This is a genomic window from Alteribacillus persepolensis, from assembly GCF_900099605.1.
Classification (GTDB): Bacteria; Bacillota; Bacilli; order Bacillales; family Marinococcaceae; genus Alteribacillus; species Alteribacillus persepolensis.
This window is the reverse complement of record NZ_FNDK01000010.1, coordinates 70,404-84,670: the sequence shown is the minus strand read 5'-3', so window position 1 is coordinate 84,670 and position 14,267 is coordinate 70,404. Positions and strand designations below refer to the sequence as shown.

General features: G+C 42.5%; 15 protein-coding genes. 4 read left to right on the top strand and 11 right to left on the bottom strand.

Features of this window, described 5'->3' with window-relative positions; genetic code table 11:
• The first annotated feature begins 192 nt into the window (after positions 1-192).
• Positions 193-1,350 carry a Glu/Leu/Phe/Val dehydrogenase dimerization domain-containing protein gene (locus BLT18_RS09720; protein ID WP_091273467.1) on the top strand — a complete coding sequence of 386 codons (1,158 nt, stop codon included), beginning with the start codon at positions 193-195 and terminating at the stop codon, positions 1,348-1,350.
• Between the two features lie 444 nt (positions 1,351-1,794).
• On the top strand, positions 1,795-3,060 hold the full coding sequence (locus tag BLT18_RS09710; protein WP_091273462.1) for an S-layer homology domain-containing protein: 1,266 nt from the start codon (positions 1,795-1,797) through the stop codon (positions 3,058-3,060).
• 113 nt (positions 3,061-3,173) lie between these two features.
• Here the strand turns inward: BLT18_RS09710 and BLT18_RS09705 are convergent, their stop codons facing one another.
• Positions 3,174-4,238, bottom strand: coding sequence for a beta propeller repeat protein (locus BLT18_RS09705; protein WP_091273460.1), 1,065 nt, complete (start codon positions 4,236-4,238; stop codon positions 3,174-3,176).
• A 509-nt stretch (positions 4,239-4,747) separates the two neighbouring features.
• Between BLT18_RS09705 and BLT18_RS09700 the strand changes: the two genes are divergently transcribed.
• Positions 4,748-5,236, top strand: a complete 489-nt coding sequence (locus BLT18_RS09700) for a small multi-drug export protein (RefSeq protein ID WP_175487457.1) — start codon at positions 4,748-4,750, stop codon at positions 5,234-5,236.
• A 389-nt stretch (positions 5,237-5,625) separates the two neighbouring features.
• On the opposite strand, the gene BLT18_RS09695 is transcribed toward BLT18_RS09700, so the two are convergent.
• The 10 genes from BLT18_RS09695 to BLT18_RS09655 all read right to left on the bottom strand — a co-directional run bounded on the left by BLT18_RS09695 (position 5,626) and on the right by BLT18_RS09655 (position 12,179).
• Complete coding sequence (locus BLT18_RS09695; RefSeq protein WP_091273456.1) at positions 5,626-6,363, bottom strand: MerR family transcriptional regulator; 738 nt, start codon at positions 6,361-6,363, stop codon at positions 5,626-5,628.
• Between the two features lie 14 nt (positions 6,364-6,377).
• Complete coding sequence (locus tag BLT18_RS09690; RefSeq protein ID WP_091273454.1) at positions 6,378-6,707, bottom strand: DUF4870 domain-containing protein; 330 nt, start codon at positions 6,705-6,707, stop codon at positions 6,378-6,380.
• A 310-nt stretch (positions 6,708-7,017) separates the two neighbouring features.
• Positions 7,018-7,254 (bottom strand): hypothetical protein, encoded by a 237-nt coding sequence (locus BLT18_RS18200; RefSeq protein ID WP_175487456.1) that lies wholly within the window; start codon positions 7,252-7,254, stop codon positions 7,018-7,020.
• Between the two features lie 66 nt (positions 7,255-7,320).
• Positions 7,321-7,896 (bottom strand): hypothetical protein, encoded by a 576-nt coding sequence (locus tag BLT18_RS09685; RefSeq protein WP_091273452.1) that lies wholly within the window; start codon positions 7,894-7,896, stop codon positions 7,321-7,323.
• 27 nt (positions 7,897-7,923) lie between these two features.
• On the bottom strand, positions 7,924-8,520 hold the full coding sequence (locus BLT18_RS09680) for a YdcF family protein (RefSeq protein ID WP_091273540.1): 597 nt from the start codon (positions 8,518-8,520) through the stop codon (positions 7,924-7,926).
• 377 nt (positions 8,521-8,897) lie between these two features.
• Complete coding sequence (locus BLT18_RS09675; RefSeq protein ID WP_091273450.1) at positions 8,898-9,116, bottom strand: hypothetical protein; 219 nt, start codon at positions 9,114-9,116, stop codon at positions 8,898-8,900.
• Positions 9,117-9,314: 198 nt separating this feature from the next.
• Positions 9,315-9,926, bottom strand: a complete 612-nt coding sequence (gene wrbA, locus BLT18_RS09670) for an NAD(P)H:quinone oxidoreductase (RefSeq protein ID WP_091273449.1) — start codon at positions 9,924-9,926, stop codon at positions 9,315-9,317.
• A 189-nt stretch (positions 9,927-10,115) separates the two neighbouring features.
• Positions 10,116-10,721: an alpha/beta hydrolase gene (locus BLT18_RS09665; RefSeq protein ID WP_091273447.1), complete on the bottom strand. Its 606-nt coding sequence runs from the start codon at positions 10,719-10,721 to the stop codon at positions 10,116-10,118.
• 12 nt (positions 10,722-10,733) lie between these two features.
• Positions 10,734-11,663: a ring-cleaving dioxygenase gene (locus BLT18_RS09660; RefSeq protein ID WP_091273446.1), complete on the bottom strand. Its 930-nt coding sequence runs from the start codon at positions 11,661-11,663 to the stop codon at positions 10,734-10,736.
• Between the two features lie 66 nt (positions 11,664-11,729).
• Entirely contained in the window at positions 11,730-12,179 is a 450-nt protein-coding gene (locus tag BLT18_RS09655; protein WP_175487455.1) for a MarR family winged helix-turn-helix transcriptional regulator, read from the bottom strand.
• 329 nt (positions 12,180-12,508) lie between these two features.
• On the opposite strand from BLT18_RS09655, the gene BLT18_RS09650 reads away from it, so the two are divergent.
• Positions 12,509-14,101 (top strand): C69 family dipeptidase, encoded by a 1,593-nt coding sequence (locus BLT18_RS09650; RefSeq protein WP_091273444.1) that lies wholly within the window; start codon positions 12,509-12,511, stop codon positions 14,099-14,101.
• The last annotated feature ends 166 nt before the right edge of the window (positions 14,102-14,267 follow it).

Genomic DNA, 14,267 nt, shown 5'->3' with positions numbered 1-14,267 from the left:
ACTGAAAACGCTTCATCTCTATTTCTATGACACGTCATGCCGCAGTCTTTGCCTTCATGCCTATTAACACGTAAAACCAAACGTAAAAAAGAATGGTTATGCCGGCGCCGCTGTTTATCGCGTAAGGAACCACCTATGAGTACACGGTTTCACACCACACATTTTATGATTTGTCGAGGAGGAAGAGAAATAATGAATCAATCACTGCTAGTAGAGGAAAAAACATATAGTACACCTGCACAATGGGATTTGTTCGAAAAGATACAAGAACATGAACAAGTATTATTTTGTAATGATCCAGCAACCGGATTAAAAGCAATTATTGCAATCCATGACACCACGCTCGGACCAGGACTTGGCGGTACTAGAATGAGAGAATACGAGACAGTTGACGATGCGCTGGAAGATGCGTTGAAATTATCCAAGGGAATGACATATAAAAATGCTGCCGCTGATATAAATTTTGGAGGGGCGAAAGGGGTTATCATCGGGGACCCAGCCAAAGATAAAACCCCGGAATTGTTCCGTGCATACGGGCAGTTTATCGAATCATTAAATGGCAGGTTCTATACCGGAACAGACATGGGCACTACGTTAGAAGATTTTGTTCATGCTTCTATGGAAACAGGTTGTATCGCAGGTTTGCCAAAAGAGTATAACGGCGGGGGTGAAACATCGATTCCGACAGCACTTGGTGTCTTGTACAGCATCAAAGCAGTGGCCAGGTTATTGTGGGAAGATGAAAATGTATCCGGTAAATCGTTCTCTATTCAAGGATTGGGAAAAGTTGGGTTTAAAGTGGCAGAGCATTTGTTACATGAAGGAGCTAATCTATATGTAACCGATATCGATGCTGGGCTGGTTAACCAGATAGTTGAACTAGGAGAAAAGAAAGGACATCACGTAACAGCTGTCACAGGGGACGACATTTACCAAGTGGACGCAGATGTGTTTGTTCCATGTGCTGTTGGAGGAACCGTCAACCCTAAAACCATTGAACAACTAAAAGTAAAGGCGATTGCTGGAGCTGCAAACAATCAGCTTTCTGATGACAGTTGTGCTGCTTTGTTGAAGGAAAAAGGCATACTATACGCACCAGATTACATGGTAAACAGCGGCGGAGTCATTCAAGTGTCGGATGAACTATACGGCCCTAATCAACAACGCGTTCTTCAAAAAACAAAAACTATTTATCATACACTGTTGGACGTACTTCATCAAGCTCAATCGGACAACGTAACAACGACGGACGCTGCCAATCTTATCTGTGAAAATAGAATAGAAGGAAGAAAAAATAGAAATAGTTTTTTCTCCCCAAAAAAACGCCCCAAATGGCAAGTGCGTTTCTAAAAAAATGGCAATCAGAGGGAGAATTTTTTCACCACACACCATGCGAAATCTATGAATCATGGTTTTGTGTACTTGCTTGCTCGCTTGATGTAAAACGGATTGAACAGCAAGAAGGCTGTTTGATTTTTAACAATGCATTTATTTGTGCAGAAATGGTTTTATTGTGTTTTGTTATGTTGCGGTACTTGTTATCCTGCATGTCAGAATGGTTATCCCGCGCTTTACCCAGCACATAGGTGCATGAATATGTATATGCCATACCCGCTTCTTTATTTTAATCGACAAAGAAGCGGGTACATCCTTTTCTGTCTGAAAGCTGTTCTGCTTGTCACTTTCTCTGCTGTTTCACTCTTTTCATTGCGATGTTATAAAATCGCAGTTTCAAAGAATTGCCCTTCATAGTATAATAGTATAATATTGGTAATTTACATAAGGGGGATAATCATGAAAAAGCTGATAAGTACATTGATGGCAGCAGGGGTACTCGCTGTCCCTGCCACTGCCTCCGCTGCCTCCTTTTCTGATGTAGCAGAGGACTTTTGGGCAAAAGATGAAATTGAAGAGCTGGCAGAACAAGGTGTGATGGGCGGCTATCCCGACGGTACATTCCGCCCGAATAAACCAGTCTTACGCATTCAGGCAGCTTCTATGCTCGTAAATGCACTTGGATTAGAAAGACAGGACACAAAAACGCCTGACTTTAAAGATCTTCCTGATGACTTCCATGACATGGACGTTGTGGACATTATGGACGAAACAGGGATTTTACGAGGATCTAATGGGCATTTCAGACCGTATGAACCGCTGACACGGGCGCAAATGGCCACGCTTATGAACCGAGCACTGGACCTTGAAGAAAACAAAGATTATTTCTTTACAGACATTCAACCGTATTACTGGAATTTCGCTGACATTAGCGCACTTGCCAACAGCGGTATTACAGGCGGTAAAGGCGACGGTACTTTCGCCCCTTCAGAGTCTACATCAAGAGCTCAATTTGTTACATTTCTTCACCGCGCTTTAGATGAGGACGCTGAAAGAACACCGCCCGAGCCGATTGCTGGAGACTACGGTAAATATGTCGTGAAAGACGGTTTAACATACGGAGCAGAAGGAGATAAACTTGTCGCTTATGAAAGGCAGAACGGTGACTTTAAACAAGTTGCCAGTTACACAAAAGAAGGCGGTACGTTCAATGATGCGATGCAAGTTGTCGGGGACAGCATCTACGTTTCGGTCCATGAATCTGGCAAGGATAACTTATATTCTTTTCAGGAAGGAACCTTTGCATTGGTTCAAGAGAACGCTCCACAACATTGGTATTTCATCAACGATACCATGTATTATATAATGGATAGTTTTATCTACAAAAAAAATGATCAAACCGAAGAGTTTGTTGACTCCATCAATGGTGAGGAAGTAGCAGGATTTATCGGAACGAAATTGGTTAACGGCAGATCCTATGAGGATTTGACGGGTCACGGTACCGGCCTCATCTTTTTAGATGCTTATCACGACTTAACCGTGTTTAACGGCAGAATCGTCTATACGACAGATAACAAATACCGGGCAGTGAAGCCAAGGTTTATGAGTGATGCACTGAAGGAAGGACAATTTGATTCCACATCAGATACTACTTTTGAAGAAAGCGTGGAAGGCTTAACAATCAGGTCGGCTGATGGTGAAATTTTAGGGTTTCTTGAACGATAAGACAAGAGCTTATAAGCTCTTGTCTTATTGCTGGTCTTATATGTTTTGACATAATGGTGAAGAAATCAAGAGAGACACTTTCAATACGCTTTTATTGTCTGCATAGTAACGTGCTATCCCCTTATAACAAGAGCAGAAGGATGTTCGTTTAAAAACTTTTCTTTCCAGTTCACTTCTATTTTCTTCCACTTAGACGTGCCTTTTTTCCATTGATAAAGCCCATAGTTATTCATTGCATAGAACGTTCCCGCCTCGATGGGATCTGCGGCTAATACATGAATAAAGGCACCTTCACACGGCAGTCCTTCCGATAATTCCCGCCAAGGTTCGCTGCCTTGTTTCCGATATATCGTTGAGTAAAGCGAAGAATGGTGCGCTTCGCGTGCATGTTTAGAAGCAGCTGCCAAGCGATCATTCGAATCTTCCGGATGCAAAGTCATGTTATACAGATAAGGGTGTGCTTCTAATCCTTCGCTTTTATATTCCCACGTCTCCCCATCGTCGTTACTTTCGGCATACGAATTTCCTTGGGATATCAGTCCATCTCCACATGCTGCATACAAACGTCCAGGTGCGTGAGGATGAGCAAGCAGAACATGAGTATCTAACGGACTTTGAAACGGACGGTCCTGCCAGGTTGCTCCATGGTCTTCCGTCCGGATAAATGCCCCAAATTCAACTGATACACCAAGCTTATTTTCATCAGCATAGCTAGGAGTTACCCAGCGAATATGATGGGTATAAGGGCGCGGTGGAAACTGCCAATTGTTTTTAGAAGGAAGAGTCTGAATATCTTTAAACTCCTTCCAGTGTTCACCATTGTCTTCCGAGCAATAAAGAGCGGCTGGTTCAGTCCCCGCATACACAACAGAATTTCCATTTCGTTTTCTATATGGATGAACAGCCACAAATGTCAAATGAGCCGAACGAATGCCGTCACCTGCCGGCGCTTCATGATAGGGAGATACTTTGCCAATTGCCTTCCAATGCGCTCCCCCATCTTCACTCTTCCACAGCCCGTGGCCATATGTCGCACAATATATACGGTCTTGGTTTTGAGGGTCGACGGCCACGCGTACAGGCTGCGTACCTTCTAAATGAGATGTGCCAACATACCCTTTTGCTGTCTCTTCTATGATATATAGTTCACTTTCCATTCCTAGAAAAAACTTTTTCACGAGCAGCCCTCCCTATCGTTTTTAAAAATAGCAATTTTCTAATGAAACGAAGCAGTTTCTTCTTGCTGTGTACAAAAAAACAGGGGTTGTCCTATCAATCAATTTTTTTGGTAAAATAACTGGAATTATACTCGCTTTCTGTGGGCGGCAGTTCAGCCTCCTCGTGAGCAAAAATCGCTCATTGAGGGATCTTCACACTTTCGCTTTTCCCGCAGGATTCTCGCATATTCCAGTAGCTAGATAAATTTCCACATCGTAAACGACCCTTTTGAGACATCCCCGTCCTGATTGTATGATTCTTTTTTGGATATCGTAAATTGGACAAAAGTGGTAAAAAACCAAAAATAAGAAATTTTTTAAAAGGTACCAAATTGCTTTATCATTGTTCACTTTTTCACTACGTTATTTTATCTCTCGCTCTTGAATCTTCCCTTACGTCATCCTTTACATTAACCTTATCGTCATAAAAAGCAGCATCACAGCAAAATGAGCAAAGGAGAATGTCGGTTATGGAAGAAATTTATCAGTGGATTCAGGGAGTACACATCGTTTACCAGCTTGCAGCTATATTTGTGCTGGGCTTTATTCCCTTTATTGAGGCATTTGTTGCTATTCCTATAGGATTAGTGGTTGATTTACCGTTTGTTCCAACCGTTTTATTAGGTTTAATTGGTAATTGGCTGTCTATTGTACTCTTGCTTTTCTTTTCATCTTTCATTACCTCTGTTATTTCCAAGCGTAAAAAGTCCAATGGTTCCTTTATAAATCGGCGTATGCAAAAAGCCCAGCAATATTTTAATAAATATGGGGTGCCGGGATTATCGTTAGCTGGACCAATCATAGGCTCTAACCATATTAGCGCCATTGTTTGTCTTTTGGCCAGATCCGGGCAGCGAAACATCATTATCTGGCAGACAATCAGCATTTTACTGTGGGGAATCGCAATGGGAATTCTTATTTTATACGGTGTGGACGTATACCAGTGGCTCTCCTCCTAAATAAGAGAATAATAATATTTTCAACATCACTGCCGCTTTTTTCTGACAGAATGAATGTACAAAACGAGGTAAACTTCATCCTGCCGCGTGCTTACACTTGAACACAACGTTCTGATCCTGTATCAACCGCTCTATGTGTTTAGCAAATCTCACCGTTTGTATCATGAAATGACTCCGGTATTGTTCTTCCGGAGTCATGGTGTTTCTACTCTATTAGATAACTTAAAAAATGACATCCGCCTTAACTTCACGTCAATGGCTGCTTAAAATCAATCAACATTTACTCAAACATCATCATCCATTAAAAACAAAAACAACCCTCCCCTGCACTTCTATTACAGCTTTAATCTCAGGAGGGTGATTGTTTCTCGTATACCTTATCACAACATTTACACGTTCGTTAGACATTTTCGGTATTCTATATAAACGTTCTCAAAAAAATTCCATTCCTGTGCAGCCAAAGGACTTAGAATGTTGGATGAGCCTGCTTCTTGTTTCAATGCTTGCCAAGTTTCTTCATCCAGTGCAGCAATCAATTTTTTATGCAGCAGCAAAATATCCTCCATTATCCCCAGACATCGAGAATCTGAAGGCGAGGCACCATCAGCAGCCAATTTTTTCAAGGCCGTAAATAATTGATAATATTGTTGGTCAAGCCGACGACGTTCCACAGCAGGAATGGTATATTTATGTTTCAGTAAATATTCTTGATTGTGCTCATGCTCCCAAACAAAGGAGTGAATGATAAAACAGAAAACTCTTATGTCAATAACATCCTCTTCTCCCATGATGGATGTCATATGATCAAGCTGCTGAATCGTTCGCTCGATGTCATTCATTTGCTGGATTAACTTCTCTTTTTTTATCGTAATGGCCTCATGAAGCTGATTTTTAGGTGTGTACTGTTGTTTCAATATATCAGCAATGTCTTTAAGTGAAAAGCCAATAAACTTCAGCGACTGTATCTCCTGTAACCGATGAAGAGCAGCATCACCATACAGTCTGTGTCCCCCATCTTTATATTGTGTCGGCTTTAACAAACCAATTTCATCATAATACCTGAGAGTTCGAATCGTTTCTCCCGTTTTTCGGGCTAATTCGCCAATAGTCTGAAGGTTATTGGTCATAAGAGCACCTCTTTTTAGTGTTTTATTTCACGAATAAAAGGAACGGCCGGATAGCGGTACGCTTTCTTCATAGCAATCCGAATCATCGCATAGACGATAACAATCACTTCAACAAGTAATACAATAAAAGCTAGATATACATAAGAAGAAGGGAGAACATACGTTATCGCAAAGAACGGAAAGATGGTTAGGTGAAAATTTAATGCTCTGCGGCTCGATTCACGATAAAACCGATTCTGTTGCCTCGTGAATATATACATAATCAACGGTGGAATAAAGCCTAGAATAATAGAAACACCCAGCATGAATTGAACGGCAAATGTTTCTTTTCTTGTTCTGTCCATAAGTATCGTCCCCTTTACCATCATTTCGTTATCATTTTAAAGGGTGACGTACGGGAAGGTTCAACTAATAAAGCAATAATTTTTACATCAACTGGCACTTCCTTTCTTCCTCCAAGTATCGGCTGCTTTTATCTTTTTTAGGTGAGACTCCCCCTCACTTCCTACGAAGTGTAAAGCAGGGGAATGAATCGCCTTCGGACAAGGGATGGCTTACCTGTCATCTCGATTGTCCAACTATTCAAGCGCATATCGAATGAGGTAAATAATAGTTTGAGTACGGGTTGTAAAGCCCTTTTTCTCTTTAAATTCATCAATACGCTTCAATAATTCTTTCGGATAACGCAAATTTAAAACTTAAGACATCATGCATTACTCCGTGTGTATTAAAGTGATATATGATACAACTTATGTATATTAAAGTAATATACATTAAGGAGGTGAAAATCAACGCCAGTAAACAAAACATGATTTGATTATTTTGTTCATTGTTATGAATGACATTATCCATGCTGCGCCCTGTTTCTTTCAAATGAACATGTTTTCCCACAACAAAACTCTCCTTATTCCCTGTGTCCCTTCTATGCGCTTTTAGCCTCAATGAAAGAAGCTGGGTCTACAGCTGGTCCACAGCTTCTGTCCGTTGGTATTTCCTTTCGTTGATGATCCAGGCCATACCTCCTAACAGAAGACCGAAACATCCGCCAATCAAGCTAAACAACATTGCACATAATATGATTTCCATCCACAGGAAAAGCTTTTGAGATAAAAATAAAAGAAAAGCAATCAACACACCGATAGGTACACTGCATGCAGCAGTGTTGTTCCATATAAACGATGCTTTCCCTTCCTTGCGGATGTCTTCCCACCACGAAAGCACCGCTTCTCGCTTCTGTCGTTTCAACCATATTTTCATCACCACGAAGATGAAAGCATTGACAACAACAAAAGAAGCAATGAAAAAAAACGGGTGAATAGACGTAGGGGTTTCCCATGGAGTTGCGAACGTCATATTATACGGATACGGCGGGTCATACATCGAAAGATCCTGCATAACAAATGGAAACGGCCAGCCAAACGCAGCATGTTCTAAGTCTCCTTTATTTCCCACCGTCACCGAAGTAAATAAAGGAGACACGATAATCAGCGTGTTTATGAGACTGATACAAAACATTCCCCATGGCCTTATCATGCAACCACTTCCCCCCTTCCTGCTTTTTTACCGAAATGGCAGACTTAACAGATACCCTATGTAAAAAAATAATTCTCGAAAGAAAAACGGTATTTTCGTCTGCAATGTCTCATAAGCCGAACTTTGTGTTGGAGAGGAATAAGCCGTCATTCCCATATGGTCTGCCATCGTGATTGCACGTTTCATATGCAGCGGATCACTGACAATAAGAAATGTATCCAAGTTATGCTCCGAAGCGATATCATCCGCATATTCTAGATTCTCTTCTGTTATCGTTGATTGGGTTTCAATGTAAATATCATCCGAATGCACGTTACGTTCCACCGCATACTTCCTCGCTGCTTCTGCTTCCGCGTATGTACTGCCATCGCTTTTCCCGCCTGTAAATATTATTTTATCGACATAACCTGCCTCATAAAGCCGAATAGAATGATTGATTCTTTCACGAAATACCGGTGATGGTTCATTACCTTTTGCAGCTGCCCCGAGCACAATCGCTGCATCACACCGCACTAATTGATTGTCCATGCTGAAAGACCAAATACTATATGCTGCATAGCCTACTAATACAACAATAACAGCTGTAATGTCTATCGCTGCTTTCTTCCATACCTTTTTTTTCATCGCCCACAAACCCTTTGCTAAAATCGTACTGTTTCTATTACATATACCAAATGCATCGGCCGAGAACATGATCCATCGTCCCACCTTATTGATCAGCAGATGCCATCAAACGTTTCAGCCGAATGAAAAAATGCGCCCATTTATTTCAGCGCCGCCTTTCTCCTTTCAAAAAACTAGTAGTATTATATAAGACGAAAAAAATGGCAAAAAGTTTCAAATAAATGTCAAAAAAGCAATTTCTCCCTTCTAGAAAAAATTCAAATAGAACAAAGAAAAGCGCAAGCGTCTTGAAAGCGGGACGTTTTGCTAAGGTAAACGTTCCTAAAATATGAAAAAGACACATTTCTTAAGAAACGCGCCTTTTTGACCTAAAACAATTACCGTTCTTCTTCTAACAACAACGTATCTAATTTTTCTTCTATCCGCTGCAGTTGCCGCTTTTGCCGCTTTTGCTGTTTTTGCCGCCTTCCACTTTTTACAATAAACACAAACAAAGAAATAATACCAATGATGATTATAAGTATGATGACGTAAGAAAACGGGGAAAACAGAATATCCCCAACATATGTGTTACTTATTGCTGATGCTGTGTACACAAATCTTCTCCTCTTTCACCACTTTTACCATTTTTATTTTTTCATTGTTTCACATTTCTTTTCTCCCTTCCATGCGCGATTTAAAACAACGTCTGGTTTCTACGCTGCACATAACTAAAAACGCTGTCTTTTCCCCTTTTCTATTCATGTAAAAAAAGGCGGAGATAATACCTCTCCACCTTTTTCATATGCTCCTGTTTATTGCTGGCCGTTTTTGACCCATGAAGCGACAGCGGCCGTACGTTTTGCTTGATGTTTCACAGCTTCTTCTACATCTTCTTGCATGTTGCCATCTTGGTCAATTGTTACACTGACACCGTATGGGTTGCCGCCGGAAGAAAACTGCACCGGATCAGTATAACCCGGTGAAGCAATGATTGCTCCCCAGTGCATCATCGTTGTATAAAGAGCTTGCACCGTAGCTTCTTGGCCGCCATGTGGATTGTTGGCAGAGGACATGCCGCTTACAACTTTGTTGATAAGCTTGCCGTTTGCCCACAAGCCCCCTGTTGTATCAAGAAACTGCTTCATTTGCGCCGGCAAGTTGCCAAAACGTGTTGGCATGCTGAAGATGATCGCATCTGCCCATTCCAGATCGTCTAATGCTGCTTCTGGCACATCTTTCGTTTCTTCTATATGCGCTTTCCAAGCTGGGTTGGACTCTACAGCTGCCTGTGGTGCAATCTCGGGTACTTTCACGAGTTTCACTTCGGCACCTGAAGCTTCCGCTCCGTCTTTTGCCCACTGTGCCATTTGGTAGTTGGTTCCTGTTGAACTATAATAAATAATTGCTACGTTTACATTTGCCATTGATGAATCGCTCCTTTGTTTATCTTTTTTAAGAAAATCAAATATCCCCACTCACTACACCACCATTTCTTCTTTTTCGTGTATACGGTCGTTCCTTTTTCGGAGCCAGGTTGTTCATCTCAGGGGGAAAGAAATGTCTCAGCTCCTTTTTTATCCCCCCTTTCATGAAGGTGATAAAGCCTTATATTACTACTTCAGATTGCGATACCATTCTGCTGCTTTTTCTACTTCATTCCGTGATAATTGGTGTCCGTTGCTTTCCCAGTGAACATCAACCGCGGCGCCGGCTTGCTGCAGCAATTTACTTAATTCTTCTGTTTCTTCAGGCTTGCAAATCGGATCATTAGTGCCCGCTCCAATGAAGACAGGCAGACCTGTTAAATCCGGCAGTTCCACTCCTCTTCTAGGCACCATCGGATGAAACAAAACAGCTCCTTTTAATGGTTGTTGATAGTGAAACAATAAGCTTGCAGCGATATTGGCACCATTTGAGTACCCAACCGCTATAACATGGTCGCGGCTAAATGCATGGTCATGAGCGGCTGTGTCAATAAAGTCATACAACTCCTTCGTTCTATCAATCAAATCTTCTTCATCAAACACACCCTCTGCAAGCCTCTTGAAAAAACGCGGCATCCCGTGTTCACTGACATTTCCGCGAACACCTAAAATTGAAGCTGATTCATCGATCATGCCCGCAACTGGCAAGAGGTCTGTTTCGGTCCCACCGGTTCCGTGCAGCAGCAAAAACGTATTTTTTTGTGCGTCACTGCCTTTTTCAAATATGTGTTTCATGCTTCGCCTCCTTTAATTTTTATCAATTGGCTGTAAAATCGATTCAATTCGTGTTCGGTGCACTTCAAGCCACTCTGGAAGCTTTAAATTTTGCCCTAATGCTTCCAATGACTCATCGCGTGTAAATCCTGGCGGGTCTGTTGCGATTTCAAACAGCAGTCCGCCGTATTCCCGGAAATATACAGACGTAAAATAGTCTCTGTCTTTTATGTCTGTCGGGTGGTACCCGCTGTCTGCAAGATGCTTTTGCCAATCTTTTTGGTCATTTATATCTTTTGCCCGAAAAGCAATATGGTGAACCGTTCCTGCTCCCATTTCTCCTCTAGGTTCTGCTGTTAATTTGATATCCACGACATTTCCTAACCCGCCGTCCGAACGAAAACGCAAATACTCATCTTCTTGGCCGGCTGATGTTAATCCTAAAACATCTTCAAGCAGACTTGCGGTTTTGTTAGGAGCTCCTGTATATAAAACAGCTCCGCCAAACCCTTTAATTGCCTGCTCTTTTTTGATGCCTTCCCGCTCCCACTGACTGTTCGGTCCTTCTTCTCTTGCGACAATTTCAAGCCTCAGCCCATGCGGGTCTTCAAATTGAAGAAACTCCTCTTCAAAGCGTTGTGCTTTAGTAACCTTCACATCGAACTGCTGCAGCCGCTCTTCCCAAAAGGACAGGGTATTTTCTGGAACGACAAACGTCGTAATACCGACTTGCCCCGTTCCAACCCGGCCCTTTGGAGCACCTGCCCAAGGAAAAAATGTCATAATCGTTCCCGGCTCGCCTGTTTCGTTGCCGAAATATAAATGATACGTGCCTGGATCATCGAAATTGACAGTTGTTTTGACGAGCCTAAGCCCGAGCACTCGGCTGTAAAAATCCAGATTCACTTGAGGATCTCCCGCAATAGCAGTAATGTGGTGCATTCCGGCAGTAGCTTTTGCCAATTTGTATAACTCCTTTCTTATTTCCCTTCAATTCATTTATCTTTAATTCAAGATATTGTTGATAAATTAACGGCTTTCTAAAGAAAGCCCCACCCTTTTTAACAAACTAATAAATGTTTGTTTTTCTTCTTCATTTAATTCCCCGAAAATTTCCTGTACAGCTTGCTGGTGTTTCGGGAAAATACGACGCATTAACTCGGTGCCTTCACCGGTAATGGCAGCGTAAATAACACGCCGGTCATTTGGACAGCGTCTGCGCTGTAAATACTCTTTTTTCTCCAGCTTATCCACCACATATGTGATGCTTCCGCTAGAAAGAAGAATTTTCTCTCCTATTCGCTGAATCGGCTGGTCTCCTTTATGGTAAAGCAATTCCAAAACCGCAAATTCAGTTGGATTTAATCCATGTTTCGTAATATCTTCTCTAATTTTCTCCTCGACGGCGTGATGAGCGCGAGAAAGAACAATCAATGATTTTAACGACAAATCCTCTTGGCTGTAATCTGATTGTGTCATTTCTATCAAGTCCTTCAATTAAATATCTTGAATTCAAGATAATCATACACCTTATCAACAGAACATGTCAACCAGAAAAGCGCAGCCCTTATCAAAGGCTTGTGCTTTTAGGTTGTTGTGTTATGTATACACGTTTTAATCGTTGTTTAAACATTTGTTTCTTGCATATTTTTTATGATGATGCCTCCACCTGCCAAAAAACGGTATTGTTAAGCAAACAGCACCGATACCATGACTGCCATGCCAATCGCATCTGCTGCTTGTTGTCATAACGCAACACGCATGTTCATAGAGTAAATCAATAGTGTTGGGGAAAGGAGTGGCAGGAAATGAGTATTGGTTTTTTTGTTGGCAAAAATCTAACAAGCGATGGTTCTACACTGCTGGGAGGATTCGGACACGAACCATCCAGCCACTGGATAGATATCGTACCCGCCCAGCAGCATCCAAGGGGGTCTACGATTCAAGTTGGGGTCACAGAGAACGCCGATCTTCCTGGAGAATTGATTGATATTCCACAAGTTCCATACACAAACAAGTACATTAGTTCAACGTATTCCGAATTTGCAGGCTTCCCTCCTCCTTTAACGAATGGCGGATTAAACGAACATGGCGTGGCTGGACGAGATATTTGGTCGCCCTCACGCTCCGAATTAGTGGAAATGACACCTGAACCCCAGCGCGGACTGAATTACAGCGATCTTGCCCGCATTGCCATGGAACGTGCGGCAACAGCTCGCGAAGCGGTGGAAATCACGGGGGAGCTCATCAATACCTATGGCTTTGCCACATATGGAGGAAACTCCCATCTCTTTGCTGATAAAGATGAAGGCTGGGTCATGATTGAATACGCGGGTGGACAGGGCTTATGGGCAGCAGAACGTCTCGGACCGGACGATGTTCGTGTCTCTTATCCTGGTTACATCCATCATTTTCCTGTCGATTTTCAAAACAACGATAACTATATGGGGTCAGATAACATCATCGAATTTGCCAGGGAACAAGGATGGTGGAACCCTGACACGGACCACCCTGACTATATGAACTTACAAGATGTCTATGGAGAACCGTTTCCAGGAGAAGGAGTTGATAAAGCAGACGATCATTTCACAGCAGTGCGCGTTCCTCCAGAAAGAGAAGAAGAACTGAAAGCTATGGCACCTGTCAGTCTCGAAGACATGCTCGCGCTTGTCCGCGACCCGCGCTGGTCCAATGACCGGTCCGGCTACGGCCAAGTAGCCCACCTTCGTCCCCATGTGCCAAATAGCCTCCAAACATTGTGGCTTGCTGTTACCGGCGCTGTCACGACACCCTATGTTCCAATTCCCATCGCAGCAGACCCCTGTGCTGTGCCGCCTGAGTTCGTACAGCACCGTTATATGACAAAATACGCCGACTCAGAATTTTTAAGTTCCAATTATGCACCGCAGGAAGCCACACGCTATGCAACACGGGAATTCAAACGACTCATGTATTTTACAAGCGAGCATCCTGTATATTTTTTGCCCTACGTCACGGGAATGATGGAGTGCTTTGAACAAATGCTGATTGCAGAAAGACGAGCAATAGAAGAAGCTTTCCTCTCCCTTATGCAAAGCGGCCAGCAAGATGCAGCCATTCAGCTCATATCTGCCAACGTCCATCAGCGCCTGTTTGAAAGCCTCTGTCTTGGCATGCAGCTGACCAATACAGTAGAAATGGAAACACGGCGTTTGTTTGGGATTCGCATGCCAGAAGACAACAAGAAACCGGGAGAAACAACGCCGCCATGGAGCCAGGAAATGATTGCAGAAACAATTGACGAGATGGTGACTTGTTACGACCCGAGACTTGATATTTATCCGCGTCCGCACGGATACTACAATCAGTACGCCGTCTGTGGATACTATCCTTCCATGCATACCGGACAAATGTTTTCATAATATGATAGTTATACCTTGCTGGACCATGTAACAGGCCGGCAAGGTTTTCTATATTTCTATCGTAGAAACAATCATTGTTAATCACATCGACGGTTCATTTCCTCGTGACATGTTCCTTTTTCTAATCAGTGCAAAAAAAAGGAACCAATCCAGCGATTGGTTCCTC

Bases quoted from the DNA above. Each gene is read 5' to 3' on its own strand.
- BLT18_RS09720 (WP_091273467.1), top strand. From the start codon at position 193: ATGAATCAATCACTGCTAGTAGAGGAAAAAACATATAGTACACCTGCA.
- BLT18_RS09665 (WP_091273447.1), bottom strand. From the start codon at position 10,721: ATGAAACACATATTTGAAAAAGGCAGTGACGCACAAAAAAATACGTTT.
- BLT18_RS09695 (WP_091273456.1), bottom strand. From the start codon at position 6,363: ATGACCAATAACCTTCAGACTATTGGCGAATTAGCCCGAAAAACGGGA.
- BLT18_RS09710 (WP_091273462.1), top strand. From the start codon at position 1,795: ATGAAAAAGCTGATAAGTACATTGATGGCAGCAGGGGTACTCGCTGTC.
- BLT18_RS09685 (WP_091273452.1), bottom strand. From the start codon at position 7,896: ATGATAAGGCCATGGGGAATGTTTTGTATCAGTCTCATAAACACGCTG.
- wrbA (WP_091273449.1), bottom strand. From the start codon at position 9,926: ATGGCAAATGTAAACGTAGCAATTATTTATTATAGTTCAACAGGAACC.
- BLT18_RS09650 (WP_091273444.1), top strand. From the start codon at position 12,509: ATGAGTATTGGTTTTTTTGTTGGCAAAAATCTAACAAGCGATGGTTCT.
- BLT18_RS09680 (WP_091273540.1), bottom strand. From the start codon at position 8,520: ATGAAAAAAAAGGTATGGAAGAAAGCAGCGATAGACATTACAGCTGTT.
- BLT18_RS09700 (WP_175487457.1), top strand. From the start codon at position 4,748: ATGGAAGAAATTTATCAGTGGATTCAGGGAGTACACATCGTTTACCAG.
- BLT18_RS09690 (WP_091273454.1), bottom strand. From the start codon at position 6,707: ATGGACAGAACAAGAAAAGAAACATTTGCCGTTCAATTCATGCTGGGT.
- BLT18_RS09655 (WP_175487455.1), bottom strand. From the start codon at position 12,179: ATGACACAATCAGATTACAGCCAAGAGGATTTGTCGTTAAAATCATTG.